This is a genomic window from Pseudomonas boreofloridensis (assembly GCF_030580795.1).
Lineage (GTDB): Bacteria > Pseudomonadota > Gammaproteobacteria > Pseudomonadales > Pseudomonadaceae > Aquipseudomonas > Aquipseudomonas boreofloridensis.
The window spans coordinates 1-19,305 of sequence record NZ_JAUQOQ010000009.1; the positions used below are offsets into that span (position 1 = coordinate 1).

The following is a 19,305-nucleotide window of genomic DNA, read 5'->3' on the forward strand; positions in this document are numbered from 1 at the left end:
ACCTCGGCGCCGAAGTCGCCGGACAACCTCAATGACGGGGCGAATACGCTGACGGAGTCGTTCACCTATCAGGTGAAGGATTCGCTGGGTAACTCGACCACGGGCACCGTGGTCATCAGCATCGTCGATGACGTGCCGAAGGCGGACAGCGATTTCGTCAACGTCTACGAGGGCGGCAGCGTCAGCGGCAATGTGCTGGTCAACGATGTGATCGGTGCCGATGTACGGGCCGACGGCCAGTATGTCGTGGGCGTGCGCGCGGGCGCCGACACCTCCACCTCGGCCATTGGCCAGCTCGGCGTGCAGGTGGTCGGCCAGTACGGTTACCTGACCCTCGACGCTCAGGGCAACGCCACCTATCACGCCAGGCCGGACAGCGTGACGCCGGCCGGTGCCACCGACGTGTTCGTCTACACCATCCGCGATGCCGACGGCGACGAAAGCACCACCACCATCACCATCGATATCCACGACTGCTCGCTGGTGGTTGCGCCAGGCGGTGGCGTGACGGTGTACGAAAAGGCCCTCGATCTGGTCAAGGACGGCAATGACCTGGCGCCGGGCACGGTCACCGGCAGCGATCCGCATTCCACCGCGGAAACCGCCTCTGGCTCACTGGCCGGGTTGGTCAGCGGCGGCATCGGCGCAATGACTTTCGCGCTGGTGGGCAACGCTGTCGGCCAATACGGCCAGATCCAGCTCAACGCCGATGGTTCCTACACCTACACGCTTACCTCGGCGCCGAAGTCGCCGGACAACCTCAATGACGGGGCGAATACGCTGACGGAGTCGTTCACCTATCAGGTGAAGGATTCGCTGGGTAACTCGACCACGGGCACCGTGGTCATCAGCATCGTCGATGACGTGCCGAAGGCGGACAGCGATTTCGTCAACGTCTACGAGGGCGGCAGCGTCAGCGGCAATGTGCTGGTCAACGATGTGATCGGTGCCGATGTACGGGCCGACGGCCAGTATGTCGTGGGCGTGCGCGCGGGCGCCGACACCTCCACCTCGGCCATTGGCCAGCTCGGCGTGCAGGTGGTCGGCCAGTACGGTTACCTGACCCTCGACGCCCAGGGCAACGCCACCTATCACGCCAGGCCAGACAGCGTGACGCCGGCCGGTGCCACCGACGTGTTCGTCTACACCATCCGCGATGCCGACGGCGACGAAAGCACCACCACCATCACCATCGATATCCACGACTGCTCGCTGGTGGTTGCGCCAGGCGGTGGCGTGACGGTGTACGAAAAGGCCCTCGATCTGGTCAAGGACGGCAATGACCTGGCGCCGGGCACGGTCACCGGCAGCGATCCGCATTCCACTGCAGAAACCGCCTCTGGCTCACTGGCCGGGTTGGTCAGCGGCGGCATCGGCGCAATGACTTTCGCGCTGGTGGGCAATGCGGTCGGCCAATACGGCCAGATCCAGCTCAACGCCGATGGTTCCTACACCTACACGCTCACCTCGGCGCCGAAGTCGCCGGAAAACGTCAATGACGGGGCGAATACCCTGACCGAGTCGTTCACCTATCAGGTGAAGGATTCGCTGGGCAATTCGACCACGGGCACCGTGGTCATCAGCATCGTCGATGACGTGCCGAAGGCGCACTGCGACGTCGCCAGCGTGACCGAAGGCGGCGCGGTCAGCGGCAATGTGCTGGACAATGACATCGTCGGCGCCGACGTGCGGGCCGACGGCCAGTATGTCGTGGGCGTGCGCGCCGGGTCGGATACCTCGACATCGGCCATTGGCCAGCTCGGTGTGCAGGTGGCTGGCCAATACGGTTACCTGACCCTCGACGCCCAAGGCAACGCCACCTATCACGCCAACCCGAACAGCGTATCCAAGGCCGGTGCCACCGACGTGTTCGTCTACACCATCCGTGATGCCGATGGCGATGAAAGCAGCACGACTCTGACCATCAACGTGCAGGACAGCCGCTTGCTGGCCTGTGAGAACAGCGATGTGACGGTGTACGAAAAGGCGCTGGATCTGGTCAAGGACGGCCACGATCTGGCCGCGGGTACGGTCATCGGCAGCGATCCGCAGTCCACCGGCGAAACGGCCACTGGCAACCTGGCGGGCTCGGTCGGCGGTGGCGTGGGTGCCGTGACCTATAGCCTGGTCGGGAATACGGTCGGTCAGTTCGGCCAGATTCAGGTCAATGCGGACGGCAGCTACACCTACACCCTCACCTCGGCGCCGAAGACGCCGAGTGGTGCCGATGACGGTGCCAACCGGGTCATCGAGCAATTCACCTACAAAGCCACCGATTCGCTGGGCAACAGCGTGACCAGCACCATCGCCATTTCCATCGTCGATGACGTACCCAAAGCCGTGTGCGCCGAGCGCAGCATCACGCCGGGCCAGTTGGACTCCAACATCCTGCTGGTGATCGACGTGTCCGGCAGCATGAACTTCGCCTCCGGGGTTCAAGGGCTGAGCCGACTGGACCTGGCCAAGCAGTCGATCAACGCGTTGCTCGAGCGCTATGACGAGATGGGCGACATCAAGGTGCAGGTGGTGACCTTTGCGACCGGCGCCTGGGTCAAGACGCCGGTCTGGGTGTCGATCGCCGAGGCCAAGAGCGTGGTCGCAGGGCTGACCGCCGACGGCTCCACCTATTACGACTCGGCGGTGACCAAGGCCCAGGACGCCTTCCTCAGCAGCGGCAAGATCGCCGGGGCGCAGAACGTCAGCTATTTCTTCTCCGATGGCGTACCGACCAATGGGCACGCGATGACGTCGGTGCGCGAGGCCGCTTGGGAGCGGTTCCTCGACGACCAAGGCATCAAGTCCTACGCAATCGGTATGGGCACCGGGGTCAATCAGGCCAATCTCGATCCCTTGGCCTACGACGGCAGCAGCCATGTCGACACCGGCTCGGTGGTGGTCACCGACCTCAGTCAGCTCAGTGCGGTACTCACCGGCACCGTGCAGGGCGCGCCGATCACCGGCAGCCTGATGAGTGGCGGGCACTTCGGTGCCGACGGCGGTTTCATCAAGGCATTGCTGGTCGATGGCACCACCTACACCTTCGACCCCAAAGCCAATGGCGGGCAGGGTGGCTACAGCGTGTCGGGCGGACCGGACAAGGCCAGCTTCGACACGCAGGGCAATACCTTGGCAGTCAAGACCGCACTCGGCGGTACGCTGCTGGTGGACATGGACACCGGCGCGTTCACCTACGCACCGCCCAAGGACGATGGCAGTCGCCACGTGGAGCGCTTCGGCTTCACCGTCAGCGACAACGACGGCGATACCAGCAGCGCCAGCCTGGTGGTGCAGCTCAACAGCAACAGCGCGCCGGTCGCCGGGGCCGACCACATCATCACCAACATCACGGGGGCCAGCATCAGCGTGCCGATGCAGGCCCTGTTGGCCAACGACAGTGATGCTGACCATGATCGCCTGAGTGCCGCGCCGACCACCTTCACCACCGGCTTCGCCGACAAGGGGGCCGGCTTCGCCGCCGCCGGTCAGGTGCAGACCCTGCGCTTCGACGGTACGGCCAACACCACGGCCAACCAATACAAGGAACTGCTGCGCAGCGACTTCACGGCGGTGTCGGGCAGCATGACCGCCGCGCTGGTGGTCGCGGGCTACCTGGGCGCCATCAGCACCAGCAATGCCAACGACGAAGACACGCTGACGGTCAGCTTGCGCAAGGGTGAGAGCCTGACCTTGGACCACGACCGTCCGGCCGGCAATCTGCAGATGCAGTGGAAGGACACCACGGGCAATTATCAGGCTATCGACGAGGGTGGCCGCTTCACCGCCAGCCATGACGGGGTGTACAGCCTGCATGTGATCAACACTGAGAATGCGCAAGGCAACAGCAAGGCGGCCGAGAGTTACAAATTGAGCCTGGTGATCGATTACAGCCAGGCCGAGAACGAAGTCCGGCACGACAGTTATACCCTCAGCGACAACCATGGCGGCGTCGCCACTGGCGCTGTGGACATCACCTATCAGGCGGGGGCCACCTTGGTGGGGAGTGCGGGCGACGATGTGCTGTTGGCGGGTAACGGCGACGACACCTTGATCGGTGGCGCCGGGCACGATGTGCTGGTGGGGGGAGAGGGCAACGACCGGTTGTACGGTGGGGAGGGCAACGACCTGCTGATCGGCGGGCCAGGCGACGACCTGCTCGACGGTGGCCCGGGCAATGACACCGCCAGCTATGCCAGCGCTGGCACGGGCGTGACCGTCGATCTGGCCCATGTCGGGCAACAGAATACCGTGGGTGCGGGGCTCGATACCCTGGTCAGCATCGAGAACCTGATCGGTTCTGACCATGACGATCGGCTGTTCGGCAACGACGGCGACAATGTGCTCAATGGCGGCAAGGGCGACGATCTGCTGGTCGGCGGCGCGGGTAACGATACCCTGATCGGCGGCCCGGGCAACGATACCCTGACGGGGGGCAGCGGCAACGACACCTTCGTCTGGCAGCAGGGCGACAGCGGGCACGACCGCGTCACCGACTTCACCCCAGGCAGCGACACGCTCGACCTGTCGCAACTGCTGCAGGGCGAGAACGCCACGGCGGCGTCACTGGACGACTACCTGCATTTCAAGATCAGCGGCAGTGGTGCCGGGGTGGTATCGACCCTGGAAGTGAGCAGCGTGGCGGGTGCGGCGCCGACCCAGACCATCGACCTGGCGGGTGTCGACCTGGCGCAGCACTACGGGGTGACCCCGGGCGCTGGCGGCTTGATCGCTGCCGGCTACGACACGGCGGCGCTGATCAACGGCATGCTCAACGATCATTCGTTGAAGGTGGATACGGTCTGATTGCCAGGCGGGTGCGCCGGCCTGTTCAGGGCCGGTGCAGGGTCTTCTGCTTGAGGATGTAGAGACTGACCAGCACGGCGCTGGTGAGCATGAAGGCCCGTGCCCAGAACAAGGGCACCAGGTAGCACGACAGGCCGATGCTGGCCCACATCAGGCCGATGGCGTACACCTTGCCCTTGAGTGGAATGCCCTGTCCTTCGAGGTAGTCGCGGATCCAGGGGCCGAGCCGGGGATGCTCGACCAACCAGGCGTGAAAACGCGGGGAGCTGCGGGCGAAACAGGCGGCTGCCAGCAGCAGGAATGGGGTGGTCGGCAAGACCGGCAGGAAGATGCCGATCACCCCCAGCGCGACACTGAGCCAGCCAATGGCCAGCAGCAGATAGCGCACCACCGCCGATCAGTGGTGGCGTGGCTTGAGCAGTGCCGGCTTCTCTTCCGGGGCGTGCAGCAGCAGGAACAAGGCGCTGAGGGCCTCGGGAATCTGCACGATCATGTCGTCCTGCAAGTTGGCGTTGCTGGCGATGTCGGCGAACTCCGGCTGTTCGTCGAACAGGCCCGAGCCGACCATGATCGGCAGCAGCATTTCGCTGACTTCCTCTTCGGCGTTCTCGAACCAGGCTTCTTCGCGCAGGAACACGCCTTCCATGAACCCGATGCACCAGCCGCGCAGTTCGGAATCGTCCGGCTCGTCGGTCAGGTCGAGCTCGCAGGGCAGGTCGAATTCCTCGTCGCTGGCCAGTTGGCGGGCGATGTGGCCTTTGAGGGCGACCAGGGTGGCCTCGATTTCGACGTGCTGGGCTTCGCTGGCGTAATGCGGTTCCTCGGCGAACAGCGCGTCGATCCATTCACGTTCGGGCACCTCCTCCGAGCAGATCGACAGCGCGGTCAGGTAGCCGTGTGCGGCGACGTAGTCCAGCGCCTCTTCGTGCAGCTCGTCGGCGTCGAGGAAGGCTTGCAGGCGGGTCAGTTGCTCGGCGAAGGACATTACGGGGCTACCTTGGGGAATAAACGATGCTGAATTCTAGCACCTTGCAGCGATGGCGGGGCAAAGGGAACGTCTGTCATCCCAGCCTGCCGCAGGGCAGGGCAGTGGGGTATACTTCGCCGTTTTCGAGCCAGGTGGCGCCTTGGCGTCATTCGGCAAAAAACGCTTACGCATCCGGCGTGTGCGCAGCGGATTTATCGTCCAGCCTGTCTGCGGGATGGTACGACGATCGTGGAGTGGCAAATGCTCGAACAGGCTCAGCGCGTCCTCAAGGACATCTTCGGCTACGACAGCTTCCGGGGTCGCCAGGCGGCGATCATCGAATGCGTGGCCAACGGTGGCGATGCGTTGGTGCTGATGCCCACCGGCGGCGGCAAATCGCTGTGCTTCCAGGTGCCCGGCCTGTTGCGCAACGGCCTGACCGTGGTGGTGTCGCCGCTGATCGCGCTGATGGACGACCAGGTCGCCACCCTCGACGAACTCGGCGTGGCGGCGGCGGCGCTGAACTCCACCTTGAGTGCCGAGCAGCAGCGCGACCTGGCCGCGCGCCTGCGCCGCGGCGAAGTGAAGATGCTTTACCTGGCGCCTGAGCGCCTGGTGCAGCCGCGCATGCTGGACTTCCTGCGCGACCTGGACATCGCCCTGTTCGCGATCGATGAAGCGCACTGCGTGTCGCAGTGGGGGCACGACTTCCGTCCCGAGTACCTGCAACTGGGTCAGCTTGCCGAGCTGTTCCCCCATGTGCCGCGTATCGCCCTGACCGCCACCGCCGACATGCGGACCCGCGAGGAAATCGTCCAGCGCCTGCACCTGCAGGGCGCCGAGCGGTTCCTGTCGAGTTTCGACCGGCCCAACATCTTCTACCGCATCGTGCCCAAGGAATCGCCACGCAAGCAATTGATGGCCTTCCTCGCCGAGCGTCGGGGTAACGCCGGTATCGTCTATTGCCTGTCGCGCAAGAAGGTCGACGAGACGGCGGCCTTCCTCTGCGAGCAAGGCTTCCCGGCGCTGCCGTACCATGCCGGCCTGCCCGCCGAGACCCGTTCGGCCAACCAGCACCGGTTCCTCAACGAGGAGGGGCTGATCATGGTCGCGACCATCGCCTTCGGCATGGGCATCGACAAGCCCAACGTGCGCTTTGTCGCCCACCTCGACCTGCCCAAGTCGCTCGAGGCCTATTACCAGGAAACCGGACGTGCCGGCCGTGACGGCCTGCCCTCCGATGCCTGGATGGCCTATGGGCTGCAGGACATGGTGATGCTCAAGCAGATGCTGCAGAACTCCGAAGGCGACGAGCGCCACAAGCGTGTCGAGCAGCACAAGCTCGATGCCATGCTGGCGCTGTGCGAGGAAACCCGCTGCCGTCGTCAGGCGCTGCTGGCGTACTTCGACGAAGTGCTGGAGCAGCCTTGTGGCCATTGCGACAACTGCGTCGACCAGGTGCAGACCTGGGATGCCACCGAGCCCGCGCGCCAGGCCCTGTCGGCGGTGTTCCGCACCGGACAGCGCTATGGTGTCGGGCATCTGGTCGATGTGTTGCTGGGCAAGGACAACGAGAAGGTGCGCAGTTTCGGTCACGAGAAGCTCTCGGTGTTCGGCGTCGGCAAGGCCTTGGGCGAACACGAATGGCGCTCGCTGTTCCGCCAGTTGGTGGCGCGCGGGTTGGTGGACATCGATCTGGAAGGCTACGGCGGCCTGCGGCTTTCCGACACGTGCCGGCCGCTGCTGCGCGGCGAGGTCAACCTGCAACTGCGCCGCGACCTCAAGCCGCAAACAGTCGCCAAGTCCTCGAGCGGTGGCGGCAGCCCGGCCAGCCAATTGGTGCGTGCCGAGGAGCGCGAGCTGTGGGAGGCGCTGCGCACCCTGCGGCGCAAGTTGGCCGAGGAGCACAGCGTGCCACCGTACGTCATCTTCCCCGACTCCACCTTGCTGGAGATGTTGCGCAGCCAGCCCACCAGCCTCAGCGACATGGCCCAGGTCAGCGGCGTCGGTGCACGCAAGCTGGAGCGCTATGGCCAGGCCTTCCTCGAGGTGCTCAACGGCGCCGGTGGCACCGAGGAGGCGCCCAAGGTGGTGCTCGACCTGCGCCACGAGTTGGTCAGTCTGGCCCGTGCGGGGATGACGCCGGCGCAGATCGCCGGGCAACTGGCGTGCAGCGAGAAGAATGTGTACAGCCTGCTGGCCGAGGCCATCGGTCGTCAGGAACTGAGCCTTGAGCAGGCGCTGGACCTGCCCGAGGAGCTGATGATGGAAATTCAGGACGCCTTCCTCGACGGCGAAGGCGAGCTGCCACCGGTGTCGGCCTTGTTGCCACAGTTCGCGCAGCGGGTGCCGGAAGGCGTGCTGTACTGCGTGCGCGCAGCACTGGCGGCCGAGTTCGAGCTCTGAGCTGACCGGCGTCATGCTCTGCGTCGATTTTCGGCGCATTCCCACAGGCTGAGCCTTGCCTGATCCTGTGGGGCATGATTAGCTGACTAACTATTAGTTTCCATCCACGAGTTGCCTATGCCCCTCACCGACAATCAACACCGCTTCGGCATGCAGCTGGCACAGATGTCCCGAGGCTGGCGTGCCGAACTGGACCGTCGTTTGGCCGGGCTCAATCTGTCCCAGGCGCGCTGGCTGGTGTTGCTGCACCTGGCCCGGTTCAGCGAAGCACCCACCCAGCGCGAGCTGGCGCAGAGCGTCGGCGTCGAAGGTCCGACCCTGGCGCGACTGCTCGACAGCCTGGAAAACCAGGGGCTGGTCCGTCGCCAGGCCGTCATGGAAGACCGCCGCGCCAAGAAAATCCTGCTGTGTCCGCCGGCCAAGCCGCTGATCGACCAGATCGAGACCATCGCCAACGCCTTGCGCGCGGAGCTGTTCACCGGCGTTGACGAGGCAGACCTGGACGTGTGCATGCGGGTGCATGCGAAAATTCTCGGCAACCTGGAGAAGCCTTGAGGTTCAACGGCGCACCCGCGCGCACACGCAAAAGCGGATGGCGGCCCCATCCGCTTTTTCCATTTCTTTGGCCGGGCCCGTCGACACTCAGAAGCTGCTGCCCAAATTCAAGTACACCGCCTTCTGATGCTCGGTGTTGATTCCGTAGCTGATGTTCAAAGGCCCCAGTGGCGTCTCCAGTCCCAGGAACACGCTGGCCGCGTTGATGTAGCCGCTGTCGAAGTCGTTGTCGTTGTTCCACGCGCGCCCACGCTCCAGCGACCCGCCCAGGTACAAGGGCAGATCCAACGGCACATAGGCCCGAGGCGTCAGCCGGCGGTAATACACCATGCGCATCAGGCTGATGTTCTGGCCTGACAGCGAATCCTGGCGGAACCCCGACAGTTGCCTGGCTCCCCCGAGCACGAAGCTGGAAGTCACCACCTCGGTATCGTCCAGGGTGCGCCCGTAGCGGCCACCCAGCACCCAGGTATTGGCGCCGTAACTCAAGGCTTTGTCCAGGTGGAACTGCCATTGGCGGTAGTCGCTGTCCGAGTCCAGCGAGCGGTCGAACTTGCGCAGGCTCAGGCCGATGTCTTCGCCGCTGTGGGGGAAATAGACGTTGTCGAAGGTGTCGAAGGAGTACTTCAGTTCGTAGAAGCCCTCGTTGAAGCTGACTTTGGGCAGGCTTTGATCGCCAATGCGCACCTCAGCCTCACCCCAGGCCTTGCCGACGCCGAGTCGCACTTCGCCGTAGGTGCCGATCTGTCGGCCCAGGTTGAGGCCGAACCCGTAACGTTCCAGGCGGTACTCGGCGACCGGATCGTTGTCCAGGGTGGCTTCGATGTTCTGCGAACCCAGGGACAGATAGGGGGCGACGAAGTAGCGCGAGCCCACGTCCAGCGGTTGGTAGAACTCGCTGTACAGCTCCTGCTGGTCGCCGATCTGCGCGCGCGTGAGCCATTCGGCGCCCAGCCGGTTGATGCCATTGACGCGGTAGCTGGCACCGAGGTTGAAGGCGCTGTCGCCGCGCATGTCGTCCGAGAGGTTCAGGCCCAGACGCAGGTAGTCGGTGCCACCACGCCGGCCACGGGCATTGATCACCAGGGTATTGTCGTCGCCCTTGTGTACCACGCGGTACTGCACGCGGTCGAAGTAGTCCAGCCCGTACAGGGTGCCCATGTCGGTTTGCAGGCGATCCAGCGCCAGCGGCTCGCCGATGGGCTGGCGGATGTAGTAGCGGATCACCTCGTCGCTGACCTTCGAATCGTTCTCGACCTTGATCGCCGTGATCACCGGCGTGCGCTGGCGCGGTGAGCGGGCCACGGCCAGTTCGGCGTCACCGCCCCGGCGCAGCCCGGCCAGGCGCGCGTCGAGGGCGCGGGTGGCACGGTAGCCCGCGTCGATCATGTCCTGGGCGCGGCCGAAATCGGTGACGCCGAAGGCGCTCAGCGGTGGTTGCACAAGAATGTCTTCGCGGCCCAGGCTGGCCAGTTGTTCTTCGGAGTTGCGCCGGGTCATCAGGGTGATCGACTGATTGAGCACGTCCACCACAGTGGCCAGTTGCTTGCGCGAGCGCAGCGGGGTGCCGATGTCCACCACGATGGCCAGGTCGACGCCCATTTCCCGCACGACATCCAGCGGAATGTTGTCGACCATGCCGCCGTCGACCAGCAGGCGACCGTCCAGCTCCACCGGCGCGAACACCGCTGGAATCGACATGCTGGCCCGCACCACCTGCGGCAGGTGGCCACGGCGGAACACCACCTTTTCGCCACTGGCGATGTCGGTGGCGACGGCGCGGAACGGAATGGGCAGTTTGTCGAAGTCGCGGATGTCGGCGGTGTGGGCCAGCTTGCTTTCCAGTAGCAGCGACAGGTTCTGGCCCTGGATTACCCCCAGCGGCAGACCCAGGCTGCCGTCGTCGCGAAAGCTGAGCTTCTGCTTGACCAGGAAGTCGCGGTCGTCCTGCTTGCGCCTGAACGGCACGTCCTTGCGCGGTGGCGCATCGGACAGCGCCTGCTGCCAGTCGAGGGTCAGCGCCAGGTGTTCGAGTTCCTCGATGCTGTAGCCCGAGGCGTACAGCCCGCCGACCACCGCTCCCATGCTGGTGCCAGCGATGGCGTCGATGCGCACGCCCTGTTCTTCCAGGGCCTTGAGCACGCCGATGTGGGCCAGGCCTCGGGCGGCGCCGCCGGACAGTACCAGGCCGACCTTGGGCCGGGGCGCGTCGGCCGCGTGCAGGACAAGCGGGGTGAGGGTCAGCAACAGGCATAACAGCAGACGGCGCATCGTGAGTCTCAAAACCGTGGGCAAAGACCGCTAGTATAAGCGGCCCATTTCAGCAGGAGACGTTTGACCATGGCCGATGCCAAGCCCGAAATCGTCATCGAGTATTGCACCCAGTGTCAGTGGCTGCTGCGCGCTGCCTGGTTGGCGCAGGAATTGCTCAGCACCTTCGCTGACGACCTGGGCCGGGTCACGCTGCAGCCGGGCAGCGGCGGTGTGTTCCGCATCACCTGCAACGAGCGACAGCTCTGGGAGCGCAAGGCCGACGGCGGCTTCCCCGAAGCCAAGGTGCTCAAGCAGCGGGTGCGCGATTGCATCGACCCGCAGCGCGACCTGGGCCACAACGACCGCTGAGGGTGTGTCGGTGGGCAGCGCGTGACTCGTCACACGACTGCCACCAACCTGTCATCCGCACCTGCCAGTCTCCTGCAAACAACGCCGGAGGCCGCCCGATGACACACGCCGAACTGCTCCGCCCGTCACGCAAGCAACGCGTGCGAACCCTGTGGATCTCCGACGTACACCTGGGTACTCGTGACTGCCAGGCCGAGCACCTGTCGCAGTTCCTCAAGGGGTATCAGGCCGATCGCATCTATCTGGTCGGCGACATCATCGACGGCTGGAAGCTGCGCAGCGGCGTCTACTGGCCGCAGGCTCACACCAATGTGATCCGCCGCTTGCTGACCATGAGCAAACGCGGTACCGAGGTGATCTACGTCACCGGCAACCACGACGAATTCCTGCGCCGTTACTCACGGCTGATCCTGGGCAACATCCAGCTGGTGGACGAGGCCGAACACCTCACGGCTGACGGCCGTCGCCTGCTGGTGGTGCATGGCGATCAATTCGACGTGATCACCCGCTACCACCGCTGGCTGGCCTTTCTCGGCGACCGCGCCTATGAATTCACCCTGGTGCTCAACCGCTGGCTCAACCACTGGCGCGCCCGTTACGGCTATGGCTACTGGTCGCTGTCGGCGTACCTCAAGCACAAGGTCAAGGGTGCGGTGAACTTCATCAGCGATTTCGAGGATGCGATTGCCCACGAATGCACACGACGCGGCTTTCAAGGCGTGGTCTGTGGGCATATCCATCACGCCGAGATTCGTCAGGTGGGCGATGTGCAATACCTCAACTGCGGCGACTGGGTCGAGTCGTGCACCGCGCTCATCGAGCACTGGGACGGTCATATCGAGTTGTATCGGTTGGCCGAGGCGCAAGCCCAGGAAAGCGAGCGCCTGGCGGCGCTGCGCGAGCTGGTCTGAGACCCGTGCTCAGAGGCTGATCTTGCCGCGCAGGATGTCGCGGAACATGGCGAAGTCGCCGATCAGGCTATAGAGGGGATAGGTGAAAGTGGCCGGCCGATTCTTCTCGAAAAAGAAGTGCCCGGCCCAGGCGAAGCCATAGCCGGCCACCGGCATGGCCAGCAGCAACAGCCACTGACCGCTGCCGATGGCATACGCCAACAGCGCGATGACCAGGCTGGTGCCGACGAAGTGCAGGCGTCGGCAGGTGGGGTTGGCATGCTCGCCGAGGTAGTAGGGATAGAACTCGGCGAAACTGCGAAACTGCGTCGTGCTGTTCATGGCGGGGTTCTCGCCGCTGCGTTTTTGTTCGGGGTATACGGCGTGGAGCCTGTTTCGAGTCTAGAGTCACTGGGAGCGCCCACCAGTGACAATTGGCGCCATTTGAGTATCCTTTCGATTCACCGCAGGAGCGGTCAGTACAAGAAGCCTGTCATGAGCGAAAGAACCACGTCGGCCAGCTGGGCCTCAGGGATCGTCAAAGCGCTCGAGCTCGAAGGACTCGATTGCCGGGCCATGTTCAAGCAGTTGGGGCTGGACTTCGCGGCGCTGGACGACCCGGATGCACGCTTTCCCCAGGATGACATGACCCGTCTGTGGTTGCTGGCGGTCGAGCTGTCCGGGAACCAGGCCATCGGCCTGAACATGGCGCGGGTGGTGCGCCCGGCGTCGTTCCATGTGGTGGGGTATGCGCTGATGTCCAGTCGTACCCTGGCAGAAGGCTTCGAGCGCCTGGTGCGCTATCAGCGCATCATCGCCGAGAGCTCTGACCTGAGCTTCACCCTCGGCCCTGAAGGCTACTCGCTGATCCTCACCGTGCATGGCGATCACCTGCCGCCGACCCGCCACAGCGCCGAGGCGTCGCTGGCCTGTGCGCTGTCGTTGTGCGCCTGGCTCAGCGGCCGCCCGGTGCAGCCGCGGCGGGTGCTGATCCAGGGCACGCAGCCCAGGGACATCGAACCCTACCGACAGGCCTTCCGTGCGCCTGTGGAGTTCGGCGCGCGGCACGATGCGCTGGTCTTGGAACGCGCGGACATGGAGGCGCCGTTGCCCACGGCCAACGAGGCGATGGCCATACTGCACGACCGCTTCGCGGGCGAGTACCTGGCACGCTTTTCCGAAAGCCGAGTGACCCATCGGGTGCGCCAGACCCTGTGCCGCATCCTGCCGCAGGGCGAACCCAAGCGCGATACCGTGGCCCAGGCCCTGCACCTGTCGCAGCGCACCCTGCAGCGCCGGTTGCAGGAGGAGGGCACCAGCTTCCAGACCCTGCTCGACGACACCCGTCGGGAGTTGGCCGAGCAGTACCTGGCGCAGCCTGGCATGACCTTGCTGGAAACCGCCTACCTGCTGGGTTTTGCCGACCCGAGCAATTTCTACCGGGCCTTCCGTCGCTGGTTCGACGCCACGCCCAGCGAGTACCGGGCGCGCCTGGAGGCGTCGCTCAATGGCGCCAGAACGCCGGCATGCACAACACCAGCACGGTGATGATCTCCAGGCGACCGAGCAGCATGCCGCCGGCCAGGATCCACTTTGCCGCATCCGGCAGGCTGGCGAAGTTGCCGGCCGGGCCGATCACCTCGCCCAAACCCGGGCCCACGCCGGAGACGGTGCTGGCGGCGCCGGTCAGCGCGGTCATCCAGTCCACGCCCAGCAGCGACAGCAGCAAGGCGATGACACAGATGGTCACGGCGAAGAAGAACGAGAAGGTCAGGATCGAGCGCACGATTTCTTCGTCGAGGCGGTGACCGTTGTACTTCTGCTTGATCACCGCGCGCGGGTGGATCAGTTGGTTGAGGCTGGCCTTGAGCAGGATGTAGGCCACCTGGAAGCGGAAGATCTTGATACCGCCGGCGGTCGAGCCGGAGCAGCCGCCGATGAAGCCTAGGTAAAAGAACAGCATCAGCGAGAAGTTGCCCCACAGGCTGTAGTCGCCCAGGGCGAAGCCGGTGGTGGTGACCACCGAGGTGACGTTCAGCGCCACGTGGCGGAAGGCGTCCAGCCAGTGCAGGTCGGTGGTGGCCCAGTACCAGGTGCCGAGCACTATCCAGGTGGCCACCAGCAGACCGAGCAGGCCCTGCACCTGTTGGTCGCGCCACAGCGCGCGGTGGTTGCCGCGCAGGGTCGCCACGTACAGCGTGAACGGCACGCTGCCGAGGATCATCACCACCACCGCCACCCAGTGCACGGCCGGCATGTCCCATTTCGCCAGGGACAGATCGGAGGTGGAGAAACCGCCGGTCGAGATCGCCGACATGGCATGGTTGATGGCATCGAACAGGCTCATGCCGGCCCACCAGAACGCCAGGCTGCCGAGCACGGTGATGCCCACGTACACCGCGACGATGTATTTGGCCACCATGTGCGAACGCGGCATGACCTTTTCCGAACGGTCCGACGATTCGGTCTGGAACAGGCGCATGCCGCCGATGCGCAGCAGCGGCAGGATCGCGACCGCCATGCCGATGAAGCCGATGCCGCCGAGCCAGTGCAGCATCGAGCGCCAGATGAGAATGCCCGGCGACACGCTGTCCAGGCCACTGAGCACTGTCGAGCCGGTGGCGGTGATGCCTGACATGCTTTCGAAGAAGGCGTCGGTGTAACTGATGTGCTGGGTCAGCAGCAGGGGCAGGGCGGCGAACACGCAGACCACGACCCAACTGCTGACGGTCAGCAGGTACATGTCGCGCGGGCGCAGGTGCACGTGTTCCGGTCGCCCCTGCAGCACCATGGCCAGGCCGGCGATGAAGGTGATCAGGCTCGACCACAGGAACGAGGGCAGATCGGCCGTGCGTTCGAAGATCATCAGCGTGGCCATGGGCACGACCATGCTCACGGCCAGGGTGATCAGGAAGATGCCGATGATGAACGCGATGATCCTTAAGGTCGGCAACGCCATGTGATCTGACTCGAAACGGGAAAGGGCGACATTTTAAGCGGCGAGCCTCAAGCTGCAAGCGGCAAGTGAAGCGAGCCGGCGTTGGCTGACCGCTTGCAGCTTGAAGCTTGCGGCTGAGCACCTGAGAATGGCGGCACTTTCAATTTGCCAGGAGGGTAGCCCGTGGAGGCTCTCGACGCTTTGCTCAACCGTGTTTCCGTGCCGCGCCTGACCGATCCCGCGCCCAATGCGGCCCAGCGTGAAGGGTTGTTTCAGGCGGCGCTGCGTGCACCGGATCACGGACAGCTGCGACCGTGGCGATTCCTGACCATCGAGGGGGCGGCGCGCGAAGCGTTGGGCGAGCTGTTCGCCGAGGCAATTCAGGCCCAAGGCGATGCCAGCCAGGCCGCGCTGGACAAGGCCCGGGCCATGCCGCTGCGTGCGCCGTTGCTGGTGGTGGTGATCGCACGTTTGCAGGCGCATCCCAAGGTACCGGCGTCCGAACAGCGCCTGGCGGCCGGTTGCGCGGCCCACGGCATCCTGATCGCCGCCCATGCCCAAGGCATCGGTGCGGTGTGGCGCACCGGCGACATGGCCTTCGACAGCCATGTGCACAAGGGGCTGGGGCTGGCCGACAATGAAGAGCTGATCGGCTATCTGTACCTGGGCACCCCGACTAGCGAGCCGCGCACACCGCCGGTACTGGACACCGCCGACTTCGTCACCGCCTGGGGCGAGTGACCAAGGCCTGATGTCGTGCGCCCTTAAACGGGCGCCTGAGTCACCGGCAGCGCCAGCCGGGCCTCGAACCCGCCTTGTGGGTGGTTCTCCAGCACCAGCGTTCCGCCATGGCGCTCGGCGGCGCGGCGGGCGATTGCCAAGCCCAGCCCATGCCCCGCCGCCTGCTGCCCCGGCGCGCGGAAGAACGGCTCGCCCAGGTGCAGCAAGTGTTCCGGCGCGACCCCAGGGCCATGGTCGCGCACGCTCAGCAGCACCTGCTCGTGCTCGCGGCGGGCATGGATTTCGATGGGCTGGCCCGCCGGGTTGAACCGCAGGGCATTGCGTACCAGGTTGTCCAGCGCCCGTTCGAGCAAGGTCGGCCAGCCCTGCAAGGTCAAGCCGGGTTCTGCTTCCAGGCGCACCTCCTGCTCCGCTTCGCTGAGTTGAGCGTCCCGGCGCACACTGCCCAGCAGTGCGTTGACGTCCACCGGCTCCGGGTGCGCCTGCTCGGCATCGACCCGGGCCAGCACCAGAATCTCGCTGATCAGGTCTTCCAGGCGATCGCACTCGCGGGTCAGTCGCGGCCAGAGCGCCTGGCGCTGCTCGGGCTCGGCCCGCTCGGCCAGGGCCAGGGCGATGCGCAGGCGTGCCAGCGGCGAGCGCAGCTCATGGGACACGTCGCGCAGCAATTGGCGCTGGCTGGAAATCAGGCTTTGCAGGCGCGCGCCCATCTTGTTGAAGTCGTTGGCCAGTACGCCGAACTCGTCGCGTCTGACCGACAACTGCGCCAGGCTGTTCTGCTGATAAGTGGTTTGCCCCAGGTCGTGCACCGCGCCGCGCAGACGGCTCAGCGGACGGGTGATGGACAGGGTGACCAGCAAACTGAACAACGTCAGCACCACCAGCGCGATGCCCAGGGCGCTCAGCGGCCAGATCAGGCTCTCGCGGTGCCAAGCCATCAGTTCCGGATGAGGAATGCGGTAGATCAGCAGGTAGGTCTGGCCGGTGGTGGGACTGGTGTACTCCTCGGTGAGGCGACGCCAGGGCAGGCGCTCGTCATTGTGCTGACGGCGCTCGAAGTCTTCGGCGCGCCGCGGGAAGGTACCGGGCACCACGGCATCGCCACTGTCGTCGAGCACCTGGACGTCGATCTTGTAGCGCTGTTTACGCCGTTCCAGGAAACGTTGCGAGGCTTGCAGGCCTTCCTGCTCGTAGTGCTGGACCCAGCGGCTGGCGAGGGTGTTGAGGCCCGGGTGACGACTGAGGATCCAGGCATCCTGATTGAGCATGTGGCCAAGCAGGATCGACAGGCCGGCGACCAGGGCGATGGCCAGCCAGAAGCTGGCCAGGATGCGCCAGAACAGTGAGCGCAAGACGAGTACCTCCCAGGCATGAAAAGGCCCGGCCCGCTGGAGTGCGGGCCGGGCGTCGAACGTGCAGCTTACTGGGCCTTGGCGGCTTTTTCAGCTTTCCAGGCCTGGAACTGCTCCCACTCGGCCTTGTCGGCCGCGCGTTTGCTTTGCAGTTCGTCGAATTGCTTCTGCTGGTCGGGCTTGAGCAGGGCGCGGATCTGGGTCTGGGTCTTGTCGTGACCGGCCTTGATCTCGTCCTTCATGGCCTTCTGTTCAGGGGCCGGCAGCTTGTCCAGGTAGCGCTCGGTGATCTCGCGGCGCTGTTTCATCTGCTCGCCCATCAGCCGGCCGATCTGCTGGCGCTGCTCCGGGGTCAGGTCGAGCTGGGCGAAAGCCGCAGGGCCACGGTGATGAGGGCCTTCGCCGTGCGGGCCGGGTTCAGGCATGGCCATGGCGACGGTCGGCAGGGCGGCAGCGAACATCAGTGCGGTCAGGGTCTTGCGCATGGGTGTTTCTCCTTTTTCAGGCCGGTGGTTACCGGATGAGCCCAGTCTAGGGTGCGCAAGGTCAAGCGCGGTCAGGTCAGGGTAAAGGCTCGGTAAAGACCGCCCTCGACGTCGATCGCGGCTGGCGCCCGGATCGAACCGGTTTGGGCTGTGTTCAGCGACGCACCTGCTTGAGGGTTTCGGCGATCAGGAACGCCAGCTCCAGCGACTGGTCGGCATTGAGCCGCGGGTCGCAGTGGGTGTGGTAGCGGTCCGACAAGCCGTCTTCGGTGATCGGGCGCGCGCCGCCGATGCACTCGGTGACGTTCTGCCCCGTCATCTCGATATGGATGCCGCCGGCGTGGCTGCCTTCGGCCTGGTGCACCTGGAAGAACTGCCGCACTTCGTCGAGTATCTGCGCGAAGTCGCGCGTCTTGTAGCCGCTGCTGGCCTTGATGGTATTGCCGTGCATCGGGTCGGAGCTCCACAGCACCTGGCGCCCCTCGCGCTCGACATGACGAATGAGCGGTGGCAGGTGGTCGCCGACTTTGTTCGCGCCCATGCGCACGATCAGGTTCAAACGACCGGGGTCGTTGTCCGGGTTGAGCACGTCGATCAGGCGGATCAGTTCTTCAGGGTTCATGCTGGGGCCGACTTTGACCCCGATCGGGTTGTGCACCCCGCGCAGGAACTCGACGTGAGCGCCGTCGAGCTGGCGGGTGCGGTCGCCGATCCACAGCATATGCGCCGAGCAGTCGTAGGCGTCGCCGGTCAGGCTGTCACGGCGCACGAACGCTTCTTCGTAATTGAGCAGCAGCGCCTCATGGGCGGTGAAGAAGCTGGTTTCGCGCAGTTGCGGCGCGCTGTCCAAGCCGCAGGCGCGCATGAAGGCCAGGGTCTCGTCGATGCGGTCGGCGAGTTGATGATACTTCTCGGCCAGCGCCGAGTTGGCGATGAAGTCCAGGTTCCACTTGTGCACTTGGTGCAGGTCGGCGAAACCGCCCTGGGCGAAGGCGCGCAGCAGGTTGAGGCTGGCTGTGGACTGATGGTAGGCCTGTAGCAGGCGCTCGGGGTCGGGAATGCGACTGGCCGAGTCGAAGCCGATGCCGTTGACGATGTCGCCGCGATAGGCGGGCAGGGTGACCTGGCCCAGGGTTTCGTCGTTGGCCGAGCGCGGTTTGGCGAACTGCCCGGCCATGCGCCCGACCTTCACCACCGGACAGCCGGCGGCGAAGGTCATGACGATCGCCATCTGCAGCAGCACCTTGAAGGTGTCGCGGATCTTCGCGGCGGAGAATTCGGCGAAGCTCTCGGCGCAGTCGCCGCCTTGCAGCAGAAACGCGCGGCCCTGGGTGACCTCGGCGAACTGGCGACGCAGTTCGCGGGCTTCGCCGGCGAACACCAGCGGCGGATAGCTGGCCAGGGTCTGCTCGACCTTGTGCAGGTGTGCGGCATCGGGGTAGATCGGCTGCTGCTGGATCGGCAGGGCGCGCCAGCTGTCGGGGGTCCAGGGTCGGTTCATCATCGGCTCGGTCAGGTCGGTTCGGGCATGCTGGCCATGGTAACAGTT

The 19,305-nt window shown here is 65.1% G+C and carries 15 protein-coding genes; 7 read left to right on the forward strand and 8 right to left on the reverse strand.

Features of this window, described 5'->3' with window-relative positions:
• A partial coding sequence (locus Q6A47_RS12610) for a cadherin-like domain-containing protein (protein ID WP_304484464.1) occupies positions 1–4,800 on the forward strand: 4,800 nt, incomplete at its 5' end.
• Between the two features lie 25 nt (positions 4,801–4,825).
• On the opposite strand, the gene Q6A47_RS12615 is transcribed toward Q6A47_RS12610, so the two are convergent.
• Both Q6A47_RS12615 and Q6A47_RS12620 read right to left on the reverse strand, forming a co-directional pair.
• Positions 4,826–5,188, reverse strand: coding sequence for a YbaN family protein (locus tag Q6A47_RS12615; RefSeq protein WP_116890026.1), 363 nt, complete (start codon positions 5,186–5,188; stop codon positions 4,826–4,828).
• 9 nt (positions 5,189–5,197) lie between these two features.
• Complete coding sequence (locus tag Q6A47_RS12620) at positions 5,198–5,785, reverse strand: YecA/YgfB family protein (protein ID WP_029612941.1); 588 nt, start codon at positions 5,783–5,785, stop codon at positions 5,198–5,200.
• A gap of 243 nt (positions 5,786–6,028) precedes the next feature.
• On the opposite strand from Q6A47_RS12620, the gene recQ reads away from it, so the two are divergent.
• Both recQ and Q6A47_RS12630 read left to right on the forward strand, forming a co-directional pair.
• Positions 6,029–8,173 carry a DNA helicase RecQ gene (gene recQ, locus Q6A47_RS12625; protein ID WP_295483392.1) on the forward strand — a complete coding sequence of 715 codons (2,145 nt, stop codon included), beginning with the start codon at positions 6,029–6,031 and terminating at the stop codon, positions 8,171–8,173.
• Between the two features lie 117 nt (positions 8,174–8,290).
• Positions 8,291–8,728: a MarR family transcriptional regulator gene (locus Q6A47_RS12630; protein WP_029612943.1), complete on the forward strand. Its 438-nt coding sequence runs from the start codon at positions 8,291–8,293 to the stop codon at positions 8,726–8,728.
• An 87-nt stretch (positions 8,729–8,815) separates the two neighbouring features.
• On the opposite strand, the gene Q6A47_RS12635 is transcribed toward Q6A47_RS12630, so the two are convergent.
• On the reverse strand, positions 8,816–10,999 hold the full coding sequence (locus Q6A47_RS12635; protein WP_304484465.1) for a patatin-like phospholipase family protein: 2,184 nt from the start codon (positions 10,997–10,999) through the stop codon (positions 8,816–8,818).
• 69 nt (positions 11,000–11,068) lie between these two features.
• On the opposite strand from Q6A47_RS12635, the gene Q6A47_RS12640 reads away from it, so the two are divergent.
• Positions 11,069–11,350 carry an Rdx family protein gene (locus Q6A47_RS12640; RefSeq protein ID WP_029612945.1) on the forward strand — a complete coding sequence of 94 codons (282 nt, stop codon included), beginning with the start codon at positions 11,069–11,071 and terminating at the stop codon, positions 11,348–11,350.
• A gap of 98 nt (positions 11,351–11,448) precedes the next feature.
• On the forward strand, positions 11,449–12,261 hold the full coding sequence (locus tag Q6A47_RS12645) for a UDP-2,3-diacylglucosamine diphosphatase (RefSeq protein ID WP_039576249.1): 813 nt from the start codon (positions 11,449–11,451) through the stop codon (positions 12,259–12,261).
• 9 nt (positions 12,262–12,270) lie between these two features.
• Here Q6A47_RS12645 and Q6A47_RS12650 read toward each other — a convergent pair whose 3' ends face one another.
• Positions 12,271–12,582 carry an Mpo1-like protein gene (locus tag Q6A47_RS12650; protein ID WP_116887807.1) on the reverse strand — a complete coding sequence of 104 codons (312 nt, stop codon included), beginning with the start codon at positions 12,580–12,582 and terminating at the stop codon, positions 12,271–12,273.
• Positions 12,583–12,735: 153 nt separating this feature from the next.
• Between Q6A47_RS12650 and Q6A47_RS12655 the strand changes: the two genes are divergently transcribed.
• Complete coding sequence (locus tag Q6A47_RS12655; RefSeq protein ID WP_304484466.1) at positions 12,736–13,788, forward strand: AraC family transcriptional regulator; 1,053 nt, start codon at positions 12,736–12,738, stop codon at positions 13,786–13,788.
• On the opposite strand, the gene Q6A47_RS12660 is transcribed toward Q6A47_RS12655, so the two are convergent.
• Positions 13,745–15,199 carry a TrkH family potassium uptake protein gene (locus Q6A47_RS12660; RefSeq protein WP_039576254.1) on the reverse strand — a complete coding sequence of 485 codons (1,455 nt, stop codon included), beginning with the start codon at positions 15,197–15,199 and terminating at the stop codon, positions 13,745–13,747. The two genes, Q6A47_RS12655 and Q6A47_RS12660, sit on opposite strands and share 44 nt — an antisense overlap.
• 162 nt (positions 15,200–15,361) lie before the next feature.
• Between Q6A47_RS12660 and Q6A47_RS12665 the strand changes: the two genes are divergently transcribed.
• The gene (locus tag Q6A47_RS12665; RefSeq protein WP_039576256.1) at positions 15,362–15,919 is read left to right on the forward strand and encodes a nitroreductase family protein; all 558 of its coding nucleotides are present in this window, start codon (positions 15,362–15,364) and stop codon (positions 15,917–15,919) included.
• A 23-nt stretch (positions 15,920–15,942) separates the two neighbouring features.
• Here the strand turns inward: Q6A47_RS12665 and Q6A47_RS12670 are convergent, their stop codons facing one another.
• The 3 genes from Q6A47_RS12670 to Q6A47_RS12680 form a co-directional block, all read right to left on the reverse strand.
• Entirely contained in the window at positions 15,943–17,271 is a 1,329-nt protein-coding gene (locus Q6A47_RS12670) for a sensor histidine kinase (protein WP_116887809.1), read from the reverse strand.
• A 68-nt stretch (positions 17,272–17,339) separates the two neighbouring features.
• Complete coding sequence (locus Q6A47_RS12675; RefSeq protein ID WP_039576259.1) at positions 17,340–17,756, reverse strand: Spy/CpxP family protein refolding chaperone; 417 nt, start codon at positions 17,754–17,756, stop codon at positions 17,340–17,342.
• A 154-nt stretch (positions 17,757–17,910) separates the two neighbouring features.
• Positions 17,911–19,257, reverse strand: a complete 1,347-nt coding sequence (locus Q6A47_RS12680; protein ID WP_039576261.1) for a class II 3-deoxy-7-phosphoheptulonate synthase — start codon at positions 19,255–19,257, stop codon at positions 17,911–17,913.
• Between the last annotated feature and the right edge of the window lie 48 nt (positions 19,258–19,305).